At 60.9% G+C, this 19698-nt stretch carries 18 protein-coding genes; 7 read left to right on the plus strand and 11 right to left on the minus strand.

Features of this window, described 5'->3' with window-relative positions; genetic code table 11:
- Nucleotides 1-137: 137 nt before the first annotated feature.
- Both ABDK74_RS04685 and xth read left to right on the plus strand, forming a co-directional pair.
- Nucleotides 138-482: an iron-sulfur cluster assembly accessory protein gene (locus ABDK74_RS04685; RefSeq protein WP_346002893.1), complete on the plus strand. Its 345-nt coding sequence runs from the start codon at nt 138-140 to the stop codon at nt 480-482.
- Nucleotides 483-486: 4 nt separating this feature from the next.
- A complete protein-coding gene (gene xth / locus ABDK74_RS04690) occupies nt 487-1263 on the plus strand; it encodes an exodeoxyribonuclease III (protein WP_346002894.1) in 777 nt (258 codons plus the stop codon).
- Between the two features lie 36 nt (nt 1264-1299).
- Here the strand turns inward: xth and ABDK74_RS04695 are convergent, their stop codons facing one another.
- Nucleotides 1300-1572, minus strand: a complete 273-nt coding sequence (locus ABDK74_RS04695) for a hypothetical protein (protein ID WP_346002895.1) — start codon at nt 1570-1572, stop codon at nt 1300-1302.
- Nucleotides 1573-1910: 338 nt separating this feature from the next.
- Between ABDK74_RS04695 and ABDK74_RS04700 the strand changes: the two genes are divergently transcribed.
- Nucleotides 1911-2462 carry a hypothetical protein gene (locus tag ABDK74_RS04700; RefSeq protein WP_346002896.1) on the plus strand — a complete coding sequence of 184 codons (552 nt, stop codon included), beginning with the start codon at nt 1911-1913 and terminating at the stop codon, nt 2460-2462.
- Between the two features lie 89 nt (nt 2463-2551).
- On the opposite strand, the gene aspS is transcribed toward ABDK74_RS04700, so the two are convergent.
- The 3 genes from aspS to ABDK74_RS04715 all read right to left on the minus strand — a co-directional run bounded on the left by aspS (nt 2552) and on the right by ABDK74_RS04715 (nt 6931).
- Nucleotides 2552-4348, minus strand: coding sequence for an aspartate--tRNA ligase (gene aspS / locus ABDK74_RS04705; protein WP_346002897.1), 1797 nt, complete (start codon nt 4346-4348; stop codon nt 2552-2554).
- Between the two features lie 93 nt (nt 4349-4441).
- Entirely contained in the window at nt 4442-6013 is a 1572-nt protein-coding gene (locus ABDK74_RS04710; protein WP_346002898.1) for an FAD-dependent oxidoreductase, read from the minus strand.
- 144 nt (nt 6014-6157) lie between these two features.
- Nucleotides 6158-6931, minus strand: coding sequence for a DUF2076 domain-containing protein (locus ABDK74_RS04715; protein WP_346002899.1), 774 nt, complete (start codon nt 6929-6931; stop codon nt 6158-6160).
- 154 nt (nt 6932-7085) lie between these two features.
- On the opposite strand from ABDK74_RS04715, the gene ABDK74_RS04720 reads away from it, so the two are divergent.
- On the plus strand, nt 7086-7961 hold the full coding sequence (locus ABDK74_RS04720; RefSeq protein WP_346002900.1) for a glycine--tRNA ligase subunit alpha: 876 nt from the start codon (nt 7086-7088) through the stop codon (nt 7959-7961).
- Complete coding sequence (gene glyS, locus ABDK74_RS04725) at nt 7954-10008, plus strand: glycine--tRNA ligase subunit beta (RefSeq protein ID WP_346002901.1); 2055 nt, start codon at nt 7954-7956, stop codon at nt 10006-10008. Before ABDK74_RS04720 ends, glyS begins: the two co-directional genes overlap by 8 nt.
- A gap of 143 nt (nt 10009-10151) precedes the next feature.
- On the opposite strand, the gene rodA is transcribed toward glyS, so the two are convergent.
- The 5 genes from rodA to ABDK74_RS04750 form a co-directional block, all read right to left on the minus strand.
- Nucleotides 10152-11339, minus strand: coding sequence for a rod shape-determining protein RodA (gene rodA / locus ABDK74_RS04730; protein WP_346002902.1), 1188 nt, complete (start codon nt 11337-11339; stop codon nt 10152-10154).
- A complete protein-coding gene (mrdA, locus tag ABDK74_RS04735) occupies nt 11336-13339 on the minus strand; it encodes a penicillin-binding protein 2 (RefSeq protein WP_346002903.1) in 2004 nt (667 codons plus the stop codon). Before mrdA ends, rodA begins: the two co-directional genes overlap by 4 nt.
- Before the next feature lie 63 nt (nt 13340-13402).
- The gene (locus tag ABDK74_RS04740) at nt 13403-14020 is read right to left on the minus strand and encodes a hypothetical protein (RefSeq protein ID WP_346002904.1); all 618 of its coding nucleotides are present in this window, start codon (nt 14018-14020) and stop codon (nt 13403-13405) included.
- On the minus strand, nt 13975-14904 hold the full coding sequence (gene mreC, locus ABDK74_RS04745; RefSeq protein WP_194254290.1) for a rod shape-determining protein MreC: 930 nt from the start codon (nt 14902-14904) through the stop codon (nt 13975-13977). Before mreC ends, ABDK74_RS04740 begins: the two co-directional genes overlap by 46 nt.
- Nucleotides 14905-14921: 17 nt before the next feature.
- Complete coding sequence (locus tag ABDK74_RS04750) at nt 14922-15971, minus strand: rod shape-determining protein (RefSeq protein WP_194254289.1); 1050 nt, start codon at nt 15969-15971, stop codon at nt 14922-14924.
- Between the two features lie 332 nt (nt 15972-16303).
- On the opposite strand from ABDK74_RS04750, the gene ABDK74_RS04755 reads away from it, so the two are divergent.
- Both ABDK74_RS04755 and ABDK74_RS04760 read left to right on the plus strand, forming a co-directional pair.
- Entirely contained in the window at nt 16304-16558 is a 255-nt protein-coding gene (locus ABDK74_RS04755) for a YMGG-like glycine zipper-containing protein (protein WP_194254288.1), read from the plus strand.
- Between the two features lie 47 nt (nt 16559-16605).
- Nucleotides 16606-17112: a hypothetical protein gene (locus tag ABDK74_RS04760; protein WP_194254287.1), complete on the plus strand. Its 507-nt coding sequence runs from the start codon at nt 16606-16608 to the stop codon at nt 17110-17112.
- A gap of 25 nt (nt 17113-17137) precedes the next feature.
- On the opposite strand, the gene ABDK74_RS04765 is transcribed toward ABDK74_RS04760, so the two are convergent.
- A complete protein-coding gene (locus ABDK74_RS04765; RefSeq protein WP_346002905.1) occupies nt 17138-17905 on the minus strand; it encodes a sulfite exporter TauE/SafE family protein in 768 nt (255 codons plus the stop codon).
- Between the two features lie 167 nt (nt 17906-18072).
- Complete coding sequence (locus ABDK74_RS04770) at nt 18073-19644, minus strand: 2-isopropylmalate synthase (RefSeq protein WP_346002906.1); 1572 nt, start codon at nt 19642-19644, stop codon at nt 18073-18075.
- Nucleotides 19645-19698: the final 54 nt, after the last annotated feature.

A 19698-nucleotide genomic window follows, 5' to 3' on the forward strand; every position in this document is an offset into this window, starting at 1 on the left:
CGTTTCGGGCGGCTTACGGAGGCATTCTACGCCAGCACCGTGCCTGTGCAAGCAGGACCCCTTTGCTCTGAGAGGCGCTCTGACGATATAATCAGGACCGCAGTTGTCTTTTCAGAAGAGTCCGGGAACCAGAACCCATGTCCGACACCGTGCCTTTCAGTGTTTCCGCCAGCGCAGCCACCCGCATCAAGGAGATCATTGCCGCGCAACCCGAACCTGAGGGGCTCGCGCTGCGCGTTGCGGTGCTGGCCGGTGGGTGCAACGGGTTCCAGTACCAGTTCAAACTGGAACGCGACCAAGCCGCGGATGATATCGTCATTGAACGGGATGGCGCGCGCGTGTTTGTGGATACGACCAGCCTCGACCTGTTGGAAAACGCAGAACTGGAATTCGTGGACAAGCTGATGGGCGCACATTTCACGGTCACGAACCCCAATGCTGCCTCGTCCTGTGGCTGCGGCACCAGCTTTTCGCTAGCCTGAGTTCATGAGCAACACGCCGTTTACCTTCGCAAGCTGGAACATCAATTCCGTCCGCGCCCGCGCCCATCACGTTCAGGACTGGCTGGAGCGCCACCCGGACTGCGATCTGCTGTGCCTTCAGGAAATCAAATGCGAGGACAGCCAGTTTCCGGCCGTGTTCGCAGAAGCGGGGCTGCATGTCGCGACCTCGGGGCAGAAAGCCTATAATGGCGTGGCCCTGATTGGACGTCGGCCCTTTACGGTGACGCACCATGCGCTTCCGGGCTTCGATCATCCGTCTGCCCGTTATATCGAGGCGGAGCTTGATGGAATCACGATCGGCAATCTGTATCTGCCCAACGGCAATTCCGGCGGTGAGGACGGTTACGCGACCAAACTGGCGTTTTTCGACGCTATGGCGAAACGCGCGCGTGTTCTGCTCGATGCCGAAAAGCCTTTTGCGTTCATCGGCGATTTCAATGTCTGCCCGACGAACGAGGATCTGGCGCCCGGCGCGCTGTCACCTGACGACGCACTGGTGCGACCCGAGACGCGCGCGGCGTTCCGCAGGTTAAAATGGATGGGGCTAACGGATGCCCTGCGCACCCTTCACCCTGCGGGCCGGCATTACACGTTCTGGGATTATCAGGCGGCGGCGTTCCAGCGAAACTCGGGGCTGCGGATTGACCATGCGCTTCTGTCGCCCCGCCTGGCCGAGCGCCTGACAGCTTTCGTGATCGACCGGGACGAGCGGGCGAAGGAAAAGGCTTCCGATCACGTTCCGGTTCTCGTCACGGTCTGAGAGCACAGGGGAACATATCGTCCCCTTTGCGTCCCATCATGCGTGACGCAGATTGGGTTTGCGACTGAGATGGCCCGATTGCCACTGATATCCGTTGCCGCTCCAGCGCCAGTAGCCCGGCACCCAGTGCAGGTCTCCGCGATGGGGCGGGATCGTCTCCGGCAGCGTATGCGGAGGCGGAGGCGGCTGCCGGTATGGGCCGCTATAGGGCACAAACTGGGCATGGGCTGTTCCCGACATCGGCGCAATCGCCATCGTACCTGCAAACAGGGCGGAAACAGCCAAGATCCCTGACAGATGTTTCAGCATCAATGCTCTCCTTCTCATGACGCCTTGTCACGGAAAGATGATGAGGGAGCGTCTTGGCGCGGCTGAGGCGCATCTGTGGCGGAATCCGGGCAGATCATGATTTTGTATTGCATGCATGAGGCCCTTCCCATTTTGTAACAGAAAGATACAGAAGTTGATCTGCGACCCAAAAGACGCACAATCGGCATGAAATTTATTTTCGGCCCTTGGATTTGATTATATTATATTGACTGTGCCTTTTAAGACACATCATTCGATACTCTGCCACATCTTGCACACCTCCTTCATGCGCCAGTACCGCAGACCCTCGTATCGCTTTTTTTGTTGAGGGTTTATCGATGGCTGCTGCGCCGCCTTTCTCGCCTGCATCTTTGGGCCAATCCTGCCTTCTGCGGTCCATCCGCACAGAGTGGCGACTTGCGGTCTGTATCCTTGGCAGTGTCTGGACCGCCCCGCTTCGCGCCCAGAACCCCGCTTATTTCATGCCCGCACATCATGCCGCACGGACACGAATGCCTCATCCGGATGCCCTCAGGACTCCTGCACTGCTGGACAGCATGACAGGCCAATCCGCATCAGGCAGATTAAGCTTTGACCAGACAGGAACGTCCCCCGTGGTGCGACGGGAGTGGATGAAGCTGGATCTGTCGAACCTGTGGATGAAGCTGGATCTGTCGAACCTCTCGAAGATCGGCCCTCTGGATGTCGAACGCGCGACACAGTCACCGCTGATGGAAGAAAAAGGCGTGACGACGACTTTCGCCTACCCGTTGAAATCGCTTCCGGGCGTGGACCTGACAGCGAGTTTCTTCGGAGGGCACCGCGACACCATTCAGGGTGCCGCAGGCGGCAGTGCAGCCGTCACAGGCGGCATCCGGGTGCATTGGTGAGAGCAAACGGCCACGCATGGCGTAAAAAAACCGGCACCTCCCGTTAAGGAGATGCCGGTCAGGTAGAGACAGGGAACTCTGCCTCGGAGTTACTTGCTGGCGGTCGGCTTGGGCTTCGGCAGGTCGAGTGCCAGATGAAGCTCCTTCAGACGGGCCGGTTCAACCGGGGCCGGGGCTTCCATCATCAGGTCTTCGCCGCTCTGGTTGAGCGGGAAGAGAATGACTTCACGAATGTTCGGCTCGTCGGCCAGCAGCATCACGATACGGTCCACGCCCGGTGCTGCGCCACCATGCGGCGGGGCGCCGTAGCGGAAAGCATTCAGCATGCCACCGAAGCGCTCTTCCACGACTTCGGGACCATAGCCTGCGATTTCAAACGCACGCAGCATGACTTCCGGCAGATGATTCCGGATGGCGCCAGAAGACAGTTCCACGCCGTTGCAGACGATGTCGTACTGGTAGGCGTTGATCGTCAGCGGGTCCTGCGTGTTCAGCGCCTCAAGCCCACCCTGCGGCATGGAGAACGGGTTGTGCGAAAAATCGACTTTCCCGGTTTCCTCGTTCAGCTCGAACATCGGGAAGTCCACGACCCAGCAGAAACGGAACGCGTTCTTCTCGATCAGGTCCAGTTCTGTGGCAACCTTGGTGCGAACAACGCCGGAGAACTTGGCGACTTCATCCCCCTTGCCTGCGGCGAAGAACACGGCGTCTCCGGCCTTGAGGCCACAGGCTTCACGGATGCTCTCGACGCGCTCGGCCTCAAGGTTCTTGGCAATCGGGCCCTTGCCACCTTCTGCTTCAAAAATGATGTAGCCCAGACCACCGGCACCGCTTTCACGCGCCCAGGTGTTCAGTTTGTCGAAGAAGCCGCGCGGACGGTCGCCCGCACCTGGGGCTGGGATGGCACGGATCTGGCTACCCGAGGCCGCGATCTTGGCAAACAGGCCGAAACCGGAATCGCGGAAGGCTTCCGTCACATCCTTGATGATCAGCGGGTTGCGAAGGTCCGGTTTGTCAGAGCCATAATCGCGCATGGAATCGGCATACGGAATGCGCGGGAATGCGCCGTCCGTGATCTTCCAGCCTTCAGGCGTGAACTCGTTGAACACGCCCGCGAGGACGGGTTCAAGCACCGTGAAGACGTCTTCTTGCGTGACGAACGACATCTCGAAATCGAGCTGGTAGAACTCGCCCGGGCTACGATCAGCACGCGAGGCTTCGTCACGGAAGCAGGGTGCGATCTGGAAGTAGCGGTCAAAACCGGCAACCATCGCGAGCTGCTTGAACTGCTGCGGAGCCTGCGGCAGTGCGTAGAACTTGCCCGGATGCAGACGGGCGGGAACGAGGAAGTCCCGCGCGCCTTCGGGAGACGAGGCCGTCAGGATCGGCGTCTGGAACTCGGTAAAGCCCTGCGCGATCATGCGCTGGCGCAGGCTCGTGATGACCTTGCTGCGGAGCAGGATGTTCTGGTGCATCTTGTCACGACGCAGGTCAATGTAACGGTATTTCAGGCGCAGTTCTTCGGGGTAGTTTTCGCTGCCCGCGACCTGGAACGGCAGGACTTCGGCGCTGGAGCGAACATCCAGAGATTCGGCCAGAACTTCCACATCACCCGTCGGCAGGTTCGCGTTGCGCTGCGATCCATGACGCACCACGACCTTGCCGGTCACGGTGATGACGCTCTCGACACGCAGACGTTCGACCTTTTCCAGCAGGTCCGTCCCCGAAGGAATGACGATCTGCGTGACGCCGTAATGATCGCGCAGATCGATGAACAGCAGGCCGCCGTGATCGCGCTTGCTGTGCACCCAGCCGGAAAGGCGGACGGTCTGCCCAGCGTTCTCTTCACGCAGGGCGCTACAGTCATGGGTGCGGTATGGATGCATGGCGGGCCTCTTCAACGTCCTGTGCGGATAAGTGGGCGCAGGAAGCCGGGACGGCCCTCTCATGTCAAGTTTTCTGCGACTTCAGGAGCGCGTTCAGGCTTTTTCCTTCATGAAACCATCAAAATCGACTGCGGCCCGCGCCATGGCTGCGGCATGCCCCGCCCCGGCCAGCGCGATGGGTTTGCCGTCCTTGAGATAGGTCGCAAGGAACCTGAAACCGCGAATATCGCCTTCCAGCGCCACATTGTCGAAGCTCTCGCCCCAGCCCAGAAGCTCGATTTTCTTGCCGAACTGCTGCGTCCAGAACCACGGCATCGGGACGTTCGGGGTATCGTGCCCCATCATCGCAAGCGCCGCGATCCGTCCCTGAACTTCGGCATGACGCCAGTGCTCGATTCGCCGTGGCGCACCATCATGAAAGACGGCGGATGCATCCCCGGCCGCATAAACACCGGGATAGGCCCCGACATCATCACCCCGCGTCACGCGCATCTGACCGTTCACAACTATTGCGCCGCTCTTGTCGCGCTCCAGCCCCAGAACATAATCCGTGGCCGGGATGACCCCCACGCCCAGCAGCACAAAAGCAGCAGGCAGACGGGTTCCGTCATCCAGTTCCACGCCCGACGCCGTGCCGTCTGCGCTTTCATCGGCATAGATTTTCGTGACCCGCGCATCCGAAACGAATGCCACACCGTTTTCTTCATGAAGCTGCCGCAGACGGATTCCGATTTCACGCCCAAACTGTTTTTCCATCGGAATTTCGTTGTCGGAAACAACCGTTACCCCTACCCCACGCTGACGCAGGGAGGACGCGGCTTCCAGCCCGATGAACCCCGCACCGACGATCGTAACCGCTAGATCGGGGTCAAGAATGGCGGCAATCCGTTCGGCATCTGCTTCGCGATGCAGCGTATAGACGCCCTTCATGTCCACACCCGGAATATCCGGCTTTTTAGTCACCGCTCCTGTGGCGATCAGGACGTGATCGGCTGTCAGCGTCTTCCCATCCTGCAAGGTCGCGGTACGGCTCTGCGGGTCGAACTGCGCCACATGGCCGCGGATGCGCGTGATGTCCCGCTCGGTATAAAACTCCTCCTCCCGGACCGGAGGCGCATGGGCCTTTTCGGATTCGCTGACGAGAACGGTTTTGCTCAGGGCCGTGCGGTCATAGGGAAGATCTTTCTCTTCGCTGACCATTGTAATCGTGCCCGCAAAGCCCTCTGCCCGGAGCGTTACCGCCGCACTGACAGCTGCGGCCCCGGCACCCAGAAGCAGGACGCTATCGTCTTCCTGTCGTTTCGCAGGCGCCATACGCTGCATTGGTTTCAGACCGACCAGAACGCGTCCATCGACAATCTGGGCGGGGTAACGCGGCAGGGGATCGAGGGCCAGCGGTTCGACGAGGCTTCCATCCGTCGCGTCAAAAACTGCCTTGTGCCAGGGGCAGACCAGCACGGTGCCTTTTTCGGTCCGGCAGAACGCCCCCTGTTCCAGCGGTGCCTCTTTGTGGGGGCATTTTCCCGCGAAGGCGTGAATTTTTTCACCATCGCGGATGAGGACGACTGGCGCTCCGTCCAGCGAAAACGGTGTAATTTTGCCGTCTTCCAGCGCATCGAAGGCAGAAAGATCGCGGAAATCGGCATTCGGAGCGGAGTGGGACATCGGATGGGGCCTCCCGATCGGGAAAGAGGTCAGTCATGAGAGCGAACGCAGCATAAGGCGCCGGGTTGGCAAACATCAAAAAACCCGCCCGGACATAATGGTCCGGGCGGGTTTTTGAAAATGCACTGTCTGACAGAGACAGGATCAGAACATGTCGTCGAATCCGCCGCCGCCGTCACCGCCGCCGAAGTCTCCGCCACCGGAATCACCACCACCGAAATCAGAACCGGAGAAGTTGCCGGCATCGGTGCCCGAACCGCCGAAGGGATCTGCGCTCGAAGCGTCACTGCCATAATTGTTGATGATGGTGTCGCCGCCCGTGCCCCAGCCACCGGCTGCGTCACCGCCGCCGCTATGATGGTCGGAGAACAGACCTTCAAGCGCGTTGGCAGCCATCATACCACCGGCCACACCCGCAGCCGTGGTCAGGGCCGAGCCGAGAAAGCCCGAACCGCCGCGCTGGAACATGCCCGGCTGGTAGCCCGGCGGGTAGGCGTATTGCTGCTGCGGCATGAAATTCGGCGGAGGTGCGGCCTGTTGCGCGCCCCAGCCCGGCGGCGGGGCAGATTGCTGCGGACGATTACCGCCGCTGAAAAGACCACCGAAAAGACCACCCGGTTTACCACCGCCCGACTGCTGCGCCTGTGCAAGCTGCTGCTGGGTCTGCTGGAGCTGGAATTCGAGCTGGCGAATGCGGTTCTGCGCCTGTGCAAGCGCTGCTTCCTGCACCACGGCCATCTGGGTGACACGGTAGCGGGCCTCCGGGTACTGCTGGAAGTTCTCGGCGATGAAGCGGTCCGCTTCAGGATCGACGGGCGGCAGGGGGGTGGCCGGTGGCTGGCCGGGTCCCGTGACCTGCGGCCCTCCCCCGACACGGGCGACGAAACGGGCGATCAGATCGCGTTCTTCGTTGTTCATCGTCATCATCCTTCCAGATGAAGAAATTGCTGAGCCTCCATCATATGATGCAGCCACGGCTACTCTACAAGATCAACCGCAGGAGGCTCCCTTCCGGTTCAGGACCTGTGCCTGTAAGGTGGGGGCCGATTTCTGCCAACCGGAGCCTATCGAATTGTCTGCGACCCGGCCGCTCTGTTTTCAGGACCTGATCCTGCGCCTTCATCAATTCTGGTCCGAGAAAGGCTGCGCCATTCTGCAGCCCTACGATACCGAACTCGGAGCGGGAACGCTCTCCCCTCACACCACGCTCCGCGCGCTCGGTCCCAAGCCGTGGGCCGCCGCCTATGTGCAGCCCTGCCGCCGTCCGTCGGATGGTCGTTACGGTGAGAACCCGAACCGTCTTCAGCACTATTACCAGTATCAGGTGCTGCTTAAGCCGACGCCGGAAGACAGCCAGCAGCTTCTGCTCGACAGCTATCGCGCCATCGGAATCGACCCCGAACTGCACGATATCCGATTCGTCGAGGACGACTGGGAAAACCCGACCATCGGCGCGTGGGGGCTGGGCTGGGAAGTCTGGTGTGACGGGATGGAAGTCTCGCAGTTCACCTATTTCCAGCAGGTTGGCGGCATTCCGACCGTCATGCCATCCACGGAGCTGACCTACGGGCTCGAGCGCCTGGCGATGTATGTGCAGGGCGTTGAGAACGTCTATGACCTCGATTTCAACGGCCGTGGCCTGACTTATGGCGACGTGTTCCTGCGTGCCGAGCAGGATTATTCGCGCCATAATTTCGAGCTTGCCGACACGCAGATGCTGCTGACGCATTTCAACGATGCAGAACGCGAGTCCATGCGTCTGTCCGAGGCCGGCGTGGCCCAGCCCGCCTATGACCAGTGCCTCAAGGCCTCGCATCTGTTCAATCTTCTGGATGCGCGGGGCGTGATTTCCGTGTCCGAGCGCGCTTCCTATATCGGGCGCGTCCGGGCGCTCGCCAAAACCGCCTGCGACGCCTGGCTCGCCGGTGAGGAGACGTCCCATGGCTGAACTCTTTATCGAACTGTTCAGCGAGGAAATCCCCTCCGGTATGCAGGCCCGCGCGGCGGACGATCTGGGATCGTTGTTGACCAAGGCGCTTGATGGCCTGAATCCGCGCGATCTCCGGACGTTCTTCGGGGCCCGGCGCATTGCAGCGGTTCTGAATATCGATGCTGAAATCCCGGCCCGCAGCGTGTCCGAACGTGGACCGCGCGAGGGAGCACCGGAGAAGGCTCTGGAAGGCTTCACGCGCAAGCATGGCGTCACACCGGCCGATCTGACGCTGGAAAACGGCTTCTGGGTTCTGAACAAGTCCCTCGATCCGGTGGGCGCGGAAAGCCGCGTGTCCGAAGCCGTGCCGGATCTGCTGTGGAAGTTCCCATGGCCGAAATCCATGCGCTGGGGCGCGGGATCGAACTTCACTTGGGTCCGCCCGCTGCGCCGGATCGCGTGTCTGCTGGACGGGCATGTCGTGCCGTTCGCACTCGCACGTGACGGAGATGATGCGCATGGCCTGAAGGCGTCCAACCTCTCCGAAGGCCATCGCTTCCTTGCACCCGGCGCGTTCGAAATTCTGTCCGCCTCGCAGTGGCAGGACGAGCTTGAGACGCGCTCGGTCATCGTGGACATGGACAGCCGCCGTGACATAGTCCGCACCGGTGTGGCGCGTCTGGCGGAACAGCATGGCATTACGGTCGTGCAGGATGACGGGCTGGTCGATGAGGTCTGCGGACTGGTCGAATATCCGGTCCCGCTTCTGGGCAAAATTGACGCTGCGTTCATGGATCTGCCAGCCGAAGTGATGCAGGTCTCCATGCGGATCAACCAGCGCTATTTCGCGTTGCGCAATCCGGATGGGAAAGCCGCGCCGTATTTCGCCTTCATTGGCAATCTGCCGTTCAAGGACGGCGGCACGCTGACCACGGCGGGCAATGAGCGCGTGCTCCGCGCCCGTTTTGCCGATGCGCGACATTTCTGGGATCTGGACCGCAAGACAAAGCTTGCCGACCGGGTTCCGGCGCTGGCGGCGGTCACGTTCCATGCAAAGCTGGGAACGCAGGCTGAACGCGCCGAGCGGATTTCGAAGCTCGCGGGCACCGTGGCGCAGGCCATGGGACTAGACGGCGCGCAGATCGCACAGGCCGAACGTGCGGGACTGCTGGCCAAAGCGGATCTGACGACCGGGATGGTTGGTGAGTTTCCGGAACTTCAGGGCGTTATGGGCGGCTATTATGCAGCGCATGATGGCGAAGACGAGGCCGTCTCCCGCGCCGTGGCCGAGCATTATCTACCTCGCGGACAATCGGACGACACCGCGAAAGCGCCGATTTCAGTTGCTGTGGCCCTCGCGGACCGGCTGGATCTGCTGGCCGGGTTCTTTGCCATTGGCGAAATGCCGAGCGGTTCGGGCGATCCGTATGCGCTGCGCCGCGCCGCCCTCGGCGTTATCCGCACGATCCGTGACAACGGGCTGCGTCTGAATCTAACGGCACTGTTCGCACAGGCGGCGAACGGACGTGCAGAGGGCGAACTGGCCAAGCTGCCGGACTTCATGGCCGAACGTCTGCGCGTGCAGCTTCGCAGCGAGGGCGAACGGCATGACGTTCTTGCTGCCATTCTGACGCACGGACTGGACAGCGATCTCGTCCGGCTTCTGGCCCGGACCTCCGCGTTGTCGGAAATGATCCAGACGGAAGACGGACGCAACCTGCTCGCCGCCGCCAAGCGCGCTGCCAACATTCTGCGTATCGAGGATAAAAAGGACGGCCCGCATACTGGCGCGCCCAATCCGGCCCTTTATACGCAGGACGAGGAACGTGCTCTGGCCACTGGTCTGGATCAGGCCGTTCCCGCAATCGAAACGGCCCTGAAGGACGAGCGCTTCACTGATGCGATGCAGGCCATCGCAGGCCTGCGGCCGACGCTGGATCGCTTCTTCGAGGCCGTGACGGTCAATGCGCCGGAGCCGGACGTGCGGGCCAATCGCCTTAAGCTGCTGTCCCGCTTCCGCGAGACAACGGCCCTGATCGCCGATTTCGGGCAGATCGAAGGCTGATCCTCAGGGACCGAAGGGCGTGAACGCCCTTCGGTTTCCCTTTCTGTCATCCCAATCCACCGCAGCCATTTTGTCCGCATTTAAGGCTGGATGGCGTATTCAAATTCTGCAGCTTTCGCGCAGAGATCCGACAGCGCAGATACTCAGTCCTCATCGTCCTCAGTGCCCGGATCGCGCTCGTTCCGATGTACCCAGGCGGACATGAGCAGGCCAAAGCCGAACATCATCGTCAGCATCGCCGAGCCACCATAGGAAATCAGCGGTAGCGGCACACCGCCAACCGGGATTGCGCCCATGACCATTGACAGGTTCACGGCGCAATACAGGAAAAAATCCATCGCAATGCCCAGACCCAGCAGCCGCCCGAACTGATTGCGGCTGCGGATCGCAATGAGCATTCCACCCATGACGAGCGTTGCAAGCAGCGTAATGACGGCGATGCCGCCGACGAAACCCCATTCTTCCCCGATCATGGTGAAGATGAAGTCCGTCTGTTTTTCCGGCAGGAAATTCAGCTGTCCCTGACTGCCATGCAGATATCCCTCACCCCACATGCCACCCGAGCCGAGGGCGATCTTGGACTGGATGATGTTATAACCCGCGCCGAGCGGATCATGTTCGGGGTGCAGAAAGGTGTCGATCCGGGCCTTCTGGTAGTCATGCAGATGGCTGTAGATCAGCTTTCCCATGAACGGCAGCGGCGCCACGAGCAGCAGGATCTGCCACAACCTCATTCCCGCCGCGAAGAACATCGTCGCCCCGATGACGCCGATGATGGTGGCCGTGCCGAGATTGGGCTCCTTGAGCACCAGCAGGACCGGCAGCAATGTCAGGAGCGCAGGCGGGATCAGGCGCAGCGGATTGCCCATCCGCTCGTTGCCAATCCGATGAAACCACGTCGCCAGCATCAGGACGAGGCCGATCTTGGCGAATTCGGAAGGCTGGAACTGCATGCCCGCCAGATTGATCCAGCGTTCCGCTCCCTTCCCCACATGCCCCATCCGCAACACAAGGGCGAGGAGCGTGACCGAGAGCAGATAGACCGGAACCGCCGCCATCCGTAGGATACGCGGGCTGACGAGCGAGACCGCAATCATCATGACAAGGCCGAAGCCGAACCGTACCATCTGCGGTCCGGCAAACGGTTTAGCCGACCCACCACCGGCGGAATAAAGGGCAATATAGCCCACGCCCGCCAGCACACAGACCAGCAGGACATACAACCAGTTGACCTGCAACAGACGCGCCATGGGCCTGAAATCAGGCTCGGCACGCAGGAGACGGCGGTCGGATTTGAGAAAGCCGAACGTGTTCAGGCCGTTACGTTTCATTGCGTCGCTCTCCGCTCCGGCTGATCGTCTGCAACGGGACTATCCGTGGGAGCAGAAACGCTGGCCTCGGCGGGTGCTGACGGCATTTGTGCCTCCGCTGGCGGTTGCGGAGCGGCAGGTCGGACGTCGCTGGCCGGGTCGCGCAGCAGGGTATCGGTCATGATGAGTTTGGCGAGCGGAGCCGCTTCGTCCGCGCCTGCATTACCATGTTCCACCACCACCGCGACGGCATATTTCGGATTATCGTAGGGCGCAAAGCAGATGAACAGCGCATGGGGGCGGTATTCCCATGGCAGGTTCATGGAGTTGAAATGCCCGGACTCACGCAGCGCACGCGACACGCGCCGGACCTGCGCCGAGCCTGTCTTTCCGGCCATCTGAATGCCCGGCAGATCCAGCCGTGCCTTGGGAGCGGTACCATGCGGTTCGTTGACGACCGCAAACATCCCGCCGCGCACGACATCCAGAAATTCCGCTGGAAGATCGACCTTTGGCACCGTCTCGTCCGAGGCCATGGCGGAAAGCTGGTCGTTGGTCGCCCGCAGCAGATGCGGCTGAACATTGCGGCCCGAAGCGATGCGGGAGGTATAGGTCGCAAGCTCGAGCGGCGTGACCTGTACAAAGCCCTGCCCGATACCCGCATTCACCGTATCGCCGCCATTCCAGTGAAAGCCATGCTTCTGCCGCCATTCCGGAGTCGGGATCACACCGGAACGGACATGAGGCAATTCAATGTCCGGCCTGACGCCCAGACCCATCGCGTTGCCAACCGCCTTGATCGGGTCCATGCCACAACGACGTGCCACTTCGTAGAAATAGACGTCGCAGGAGAATTTCAGACCCTCGCGCATGTTGATCATGCCGTGGCCCCAGCGGTTCCAGCAATGGAAGCGCACACCACCCAGATCGTAATATCCGGGGCAGTTGAAACGGTCCTGCGCCGTAACGGAACCGGATTTGAGGGCTGCGAGCGCTACGGCGGGCTTGAAGGTCGAGCCGGGCGGATAAAGACCAGACACGGCCTTGTCCACGAGCGGCGTGCGCGGGTCGCTCGCCCATTCGTTCCACTGGGCATGGCTCACGCCTGAATCGAACAGGGACGGATCGAAAGACGGGGTGCTGACCATCGCCATCACTTCGCCGTTGCGACAGTCCATGACGACCGCACTCGCCACACGGTCTGCGAGACGACCGAGCACCTGCTGTTGCAGGACAGAATCCAGCGTCAGGCGTACGTCCTCGCCCTGCTGCCCTTCCACGCGATCGATCTCGCCAATGACGCGCCCGACGGCGTTGACTTCCATCTCCACAGAACCCGGTTCGCCACGCAGGGAGGCCTCCTGCGTCTGCTCGATCCCGGCACGACCCACGCGCATTCCGGGCAGGGAGAGTGTCGTGTCCTTCGCCACATCCTCTTCGTTCGGAGGCGCGACATAGCCCACGATATGGGCGGTCAGCCCCTTGAACGGATAAAGCCGCGTCGAACCGACATCGACCAGCACACCCGGCAGAGACGGCGCGTTGAGTTCAATCCGGGCCATGTCGTCCCAGGACAGGAATTCATGCAGCGTGACAGGGACGTATTTGTGGACGTGTCGCAGATCGCGCTCGATACGCGCGCGGTCATGCTCATCCAGCGGTACGATCTGGGAAAAACGCTCGATGACGGCCGGGATATCGGTCGTCTCTTCCGGCATCAGAAGCGCGCGCCAGCTCACCTTGTTGTCTGCAAGCGCCACACCAAAACGGTCATGGACCGTCCCCCGGGCCGGGGCGAGGAGGCGTTTGCTGGTGCGGTTGCGTTCAGCAAGCTGGCGCAGATGGCCGCCATCCACGACCTGAAGGTTATACAGCCGCCGCCCGAGCACACCCAGAACTCCCGCCTGCACGGCCATGACCAGCAGAGCGCGGCGCGTGAAAACGCCACGCCCCGAACGCACAGGCTCAGCCTGACGTTTCTGGCGTATCCGCGAGCGGAAAGGGGTCTTTCGGGAAAACATCAGGGCAGGAATTCAGATCCGGAAAAGAAAACAGCCTTCGACGCGGCACGCAGAAGGACGCTGTCAGGCCTGATCGGGATTGGCAAATGTGCGGCGTCCCCAGACGAACAGCGCGGTCAGGCTGGGATAGATACCGATTGTCAGCGCTGCCTGAAAGAGGCCAGGTGCGGGAGAGAGCAGTGCGACGGCATGCAGGCACACCAGCGCCCATTGAAAAAAGGAGGCGATGACAGCGAAAATGCTGAAAATCAGCCACCCCATGAGAAATCCCAGACGCGACAGGCCATAGCGCCAGTGATGCGCCACGCCGTAGATCACCAAAAGCGACAGCAGCACTGTTCCCGGCGGCCCGAAGCTGAAAATCTCCACCACCAGTCCGCACAGGAAGACCGCCAGTGCGGGCATGGAGCGGGGTCGGCTATGGGCCCAGAACCAAACCGTACACATCGCGATCCCGAACTGAAGCTGCGCCTGTCCGGGGATTCCGAACGGCGCGGACAGCAGAATGGCGGAGAACATAATGAACAGGGACGGCATTGCCGCCCGGCTGGACATGTCGAGCGCGCGGCGGAAGGTCTGTTTGGGTTCAACCGCGGAATGCAGATGGGGCGTGGAGTTCTCGGCAACCATGGCGCTTACTGCCCTCCCCGTCCCGGCATGTCCGGCAGGTTGGGCAGCCATGAGAACGGCAGAGGCCCGGTGAGCGGATTCTGCGGCAGCTTCTTTACCCGCACGCGGCCCGGTGCATCCGGCGCCTGCGAATCGTCGTCGCCGTAATCGAACACGCGCACGATATCGAGCCGGTCCAGATCCGCATCCGGCACCACAACCGGACGGTTCGGCGCGCTGTAATGCACCGTCCCGACCGGCAACCCGGCGGGCATCGTGCTCTGGCCTCGCGTCTCGACGCGCTCGCCTTCAACGGGATGGTGGTCCTGCGGATAGAAGATCAGGCGCGGCGCGGCGGTGTCGTCCCCGGCCATGATCGCATCCCCGTGCGAGGAAGCCAGCGTGACGGGAATGCGGCTGGCATCGTCATTGATCATCAGAACACGCACCGTATGCGGCCCGACCTCTGTGACACGGCCCAGCAATCCGGCCGCATCCAGCGCAACGTCCCCGATCCGGACCTGATGGCCGCTGCCGACATCCAGCAGAACCGCGCGCGAATACGGACCGCCATCGTCGCGGGTAACGCGCCCGGTCACATATTGGGGAACGGTCTGTGGAATCCAGTGCAGACTGTTTTTCAGACGGCCATTTTCCGCCGCCAGCGCGACCGCAACATCGTACCAGTGTCGCAGGGCGCGGTTTTCATCCCGCAGACGAGCATTTTCCTTGGCCAGATCCGTCGCGCCGCGCAGATCCGTCAGCCAGACGGCTACACGTCCCTGCGGCCAGACCAGCCCGTGATAGGCCGGAGCCATGAAGTCCGTCGCCATCAGCCGCACGCCATCAACCGCCGGACGACGAACCAGTCCCAGAAGGACAAGCCCAACCGCCAGCAGGATCAGGATGGGCAGGATGGCCTTTGCAAGCACCTGCCGGGCATGGATGGACAGCATCCGGCGTCAGCCAGTCCTCAGTACATGCTGCTCAGAACGCTGCGTAGGCGACGCATTTCCTCAAGCGCCCGCCCCGTTCCGAGCGCGACACAGGAAAGGGCATTCTCCGCAACCGTCACTGGCAGACCCGTATAGAGGCGCAGCACCTCGTCCAGACGATACAGAAGCGCGCCACCACCGGAGAGAACGATGCCCTTGTCCACAATATCAGCAGCCAGTTCGGGCGGTGTATTCTCAAGGGCGGTCGTTACGGCATCGACGATCTGCATGACGGGCTCGGCCAGACTCTCGGCGATCTGGGCCTGGCTGACGACCACTTCACGCGGCACACCATTGATAAGGTCGCGACCCTTGATTTCCGTCAGCGGACCGTGGGGATTGGCAGGATCATCCGGCATCATGGCGGAGCCGAGTTCGATCTTGATCCGCTCGGCCGAGCTTTCACCAACCAGGAGGTTATAGGTCTTGCGGATGTAGGAAATGATGGCTTCGTCCATCTTGTCCCCACCTACGCGGGCAGAACGGGCATAGACAATGCCGCCAAGAGAAATAACCGCAACTTCGGTCGTGCCGCCGCCGATATCCACGATCATGCTGCCCGAAGGCTCCGTGACCGGAAGGCCCGCGCCAATGGCTGCCGCCATGGGCTCCTCAATCAGCATGACCTTGCGCGCGCCCGCGCTCTCCGCACTTTCCTGAATCGCACGCCGCTCGACCGCTGTGGCGCCGGAGGGCACGCAGATGATGATCTGGGGGCTGGCAAACGCACGGCGATTGTGAACCTTGCGGATGAAATGCTTGATCATTTCTTCCGCGACTTCAAAGTCCGCGATCACACCATCGCGTAGCGGACGGATGGCCGTGATGTTTCCCGGGGTCCGGCCAACCATCTGCTTGGCTTCATTTCCAACCGCAAGAACCTGTTTCTTGCCACGCACTTCGGCGATCGCCACAACGGAGGGTTCGTCGAGGACAATGCCACGACCCTTGACATAAACGAGCGTGTTGGCAGTGCCGAGGTCGATGGCCATGTCGGCAGACATGAGACCCAGCAGACGAGAAAACATCCAAAACTCCTGGAGCGGCTCTGTGCGGGTGACAGATAACGGATCGTGATTGCGGGGCGGCTCCCCGCGGTGGACTTAGCCAGACGCGGCAGGTTCAGCAAGGCCCGGAGACTCAATATAATGCGCGCTGTGAGAGCAGCGCGTCCATATCGCATCTTTATATCCCGTCACGATATCCTTTCATTATCCTTCCACCGGCCATGTAAAAAAATAATCGTGCGCCCTGATCCTGCCACCCTTCTGTCACGTTATATGTGTCTAGAAGCACGAACCCGTTCCATTCGAACCGATCATCGGACTGCGGATTGGAACGTCAAACAGGATGTTTTGTCATGAAGACCTTTACAACACCCCGCTTTCTGGCAGCTCTGGCCCTCTGTGGCGTCGCTCTCACCGGCTGCGGCAGCCCCTATGACAGTGGGTCCCGCGCAGGCTCCGGCGCACTGATCGGCGCGGGCGGCGGTGCGGCAATTGGCGCTCTGGCCGGTGGCGGTCGTGGCGCGCTCATCGGTGCACTGGCCGGCGGCGGCACAGGTGCAGCCGTTGGTGCTGCAACGACGCCCAACCGCCCACGCAACGGATATTGAGCTATAAGCAGCGCTCACTCCGTTAGAGACGATCAAGGATTCGGACTATGAGGACCGCTTTTTCCCATTCCGGCCTGCGCTGCACAGCGCTGGTCGGAGCATTTGCCACAATCATGGCTCTGGGTGGGTGCGAAGGGAATTACAGCCCTGGCTCCCGCGCACTGGGAGGCGGCCTTCTGGGCGGCGGAACGGGTGCTGCAATCGGCGCTCTGGCTGGCGGCGGTCGCGGTGCGGCGATCGGCGCTCTGGCTGGTGGCGTTCTGGGAGCCGGGACAGGTGCGATCACCACACCTAACCGCCCCAATTCCCAGAGCGGCTATGGCCAGCAGCAAGGCTATTACAACAATCAGCAGGGCGCTTACCCGCAGCAGCAGGGTCAGTATATGCAGCCGCAGTACCAGTACCGCTGCCCGCCAAACACGAACTGCCAGCAACCACAATATCCCAATGGTTACCCAAACAACACATACCCGCCTAATAGCGGATATTCCCAACAGGGTGGCTATCAGCAGCAGCCCCCGGCCCAGAGCTATCCGGGCAATTACGGCTACTGAACCGTAATACCTCGCCCTATCGGCCTCAGATCATTCTCAGGCCGATAATTGCCAGAAGGATCCCCAGAAACCATCTCTGTGCATCCTCTGGCAGCCGTCCTGCCAGAAGTGTTCCAAGCAGGATGCCGGGGATAGACCCCATGAGCAGTTCTACGAGCACAACGGAATCAACCGCACCCTGAAGCCAGTGGCCTCCGCCTGCCAGAAGAGCCAGCGGAACAGCATGCGCGATATCCGTCGCCACGAGTTCGCGCGTACTGACACGCGGATAGAGCACCGTCAGCGCGGCCATACCGATCGCCCCTGCTCCCACAGATGACAGGGTGACAAGCGTTCCCAGAACGGCACCCAGTACAATCGTCAACACATCCACCGTCTGCGGGCGCAGCGTTCCGGCATTGGCAGACCATTTCTGAAGCTTTGGCTTGAACAGAATGGCAGGCACCGTCAGCAGGAGCGCCACGCCCAGCACTTCAGTAATGAGCTTAGAGACGAACGGGCTCGGACCGAAATGACGCAGGAAGATCAGGCACAGCAGACCCGCGGGAAGACTTCCTGCCATCTGAAGAAAAACGATCCTCCAGCGTACAACGCCTTGGTGGCGATTAAGCGCCGTGCCGAAAATCTTGGTAATAGCGGCATAGAGCAGGTCTGTGCCGACCGCCGATTGCGGTTTAACGCCAAACATCAGGATCAGCAGCGGCGTCATCAATGACCCACCGCCCACGCCAGTCATTCCGACCAGGAAACCGACCAGGAGTCCTGAAAGCGTATAAAGCCATGAATGCGGCATGGAAGTTCCTTGTCCGGCCAGATAAGAAAACCATACCGATCGTGTTATATTTGTCTACCGCTTATATAAACTATTTTATATAGTTTATATTCCTTGGGCGAAAAAAACGAACATGCAGAGATCCTCCACATGCCCGCTTTTCTGAAAATAATGGTGTTCCTGACAGATCAGGACAGCGCTTCGGGTTCCTTGCGCTCACGCTTTGTCAAAAGCTTGTTCAGTGCGTGAATATAAGCCCGAACAGCGGACACCACTGTATCGGCATCTGCCCCCTGCCCGTCCACGAGCTTGCCGTTTTCCTGCAAACGTACGGTCGTGCGTGCCTGAGCATCCGTACCTTCCGTAACATTGGCCACCGAGAACAGCGCAAGTTCAGCCGTGTGTGGGAACGCTTCGCCAATAGCGCGAAAAGCCGCATCGACCGGACCGTTACCGCTGACCGCGGCATACTGGATGGCGCCATCCACGCTGATTTCGAGCTTGGCCTGAGATTTCTGCTTCGTACCGGATGCCAGTTCCAGCGAGATCAGATGAACCCGGTCATGATCGCGGCTCTCATCATCAACGAGCGCGCGGATATCGTCGTCGAACACGACTTTCTTGCTGTCGGCCAGATCCTTGAAGCGCGCGAAAGCAGCGTTCAGGGCCTCGTCTTCCAGCGGCGGGTAGCCGAGCTGCGCCAGCTTGTCGCGGAATGCCGCACGGCCGGAATGCTTGCCCATGACCAACGAGGTCTTGTTCCAGCCCACGCTCTCTGGCGTCATGATTTCGTAGGTCGCGGCATTTTTCAGGATTCCGTCCTGATGGATGCCGCTTTCATGCGCGAACGCATTCCGCCCGACGATCGCCTTGTTCGGCTGCACGTCAAAGCCCGTGATCGTCGCCAGCATCCGGGACATACCCAGCAGCTTGGTCGTCTCGATGCCGGTCACCTTGCCGTACTGGTCGTGACGGGTCCGCAGGGCCATGACGATTTCTTCAAGCGCGGCATTGCCCGCGCGCTCGCCGATGCCGTTGATCGTACATTCGATCTGGCGCGCCCCGCCCTCGACGGAGGCCAACGTATTGGCGACGCCGAGGCCCAGATCATTGTGGTTATGGGCGGAGAAAATTACCTGATCTGCGCCCGGCACACGCTCGCGCAGCATGGTGAAGATCGCCCGCATTTCTTCCGGCGTGGCGAAGCCGACCGTGTCGGGAATATTGATCGTGTTCGCGCCATTGCGGATCGCCATTTCGACGCAGCGGCACAGGAAGTCCGGATCGGTTCGTGAGCCATCCTCGGCTGACCATTCCACGTCATCCGTGTACTGGCGCGCCTTCTGGTTGCCGGACGCAATGATGTCCAGAACCGTTTCCGGCTCCATCCGCAGCTTGTACTTCATATGCAGCGGAGAGGTGGAAATGAAGTTGTGGATGCGCGGGCGTTCAGCCTTTTTCAGCGCCTCACCACAGGATTCAATATCGCGCTTGCCACCACTGCGGGCCAGACCGCAGATCACCGAACCACGGACATCCTCGGCAATCCGGCGCACACTCTCGAAATCGCCTTCGGATGCCACGGGAAACCCGGCCTCGATCACATCTACACCCAGAGCGCTCAACGCATGAGCCATGCGGAGCTTCTCTTCAAGGTTCATCGAAAAGCCGGGAGACTGCTCGCCGTCGCGCAGCGTGGTGTCGAAAATGATGACGCGGTCGTCAGCAATATTGCCGAAGGACGGGTGCTGGAAAGTCATGATTGTGATCGTCTCGTCTGGTTCAGGGTGGTTTTCGGTCTGTTATCCCCTGAA

The organism is Gluconobacter sp. OJB, assembly GCF_039638275.1.
Classification (GTDB): domain Bacteria; phylum Pseudomonadota; class Alphaproteobacteria; order Acetobacterales; family Acetobacteraceae; genus Gluconobacter; species Gluconobacter cerevisiae.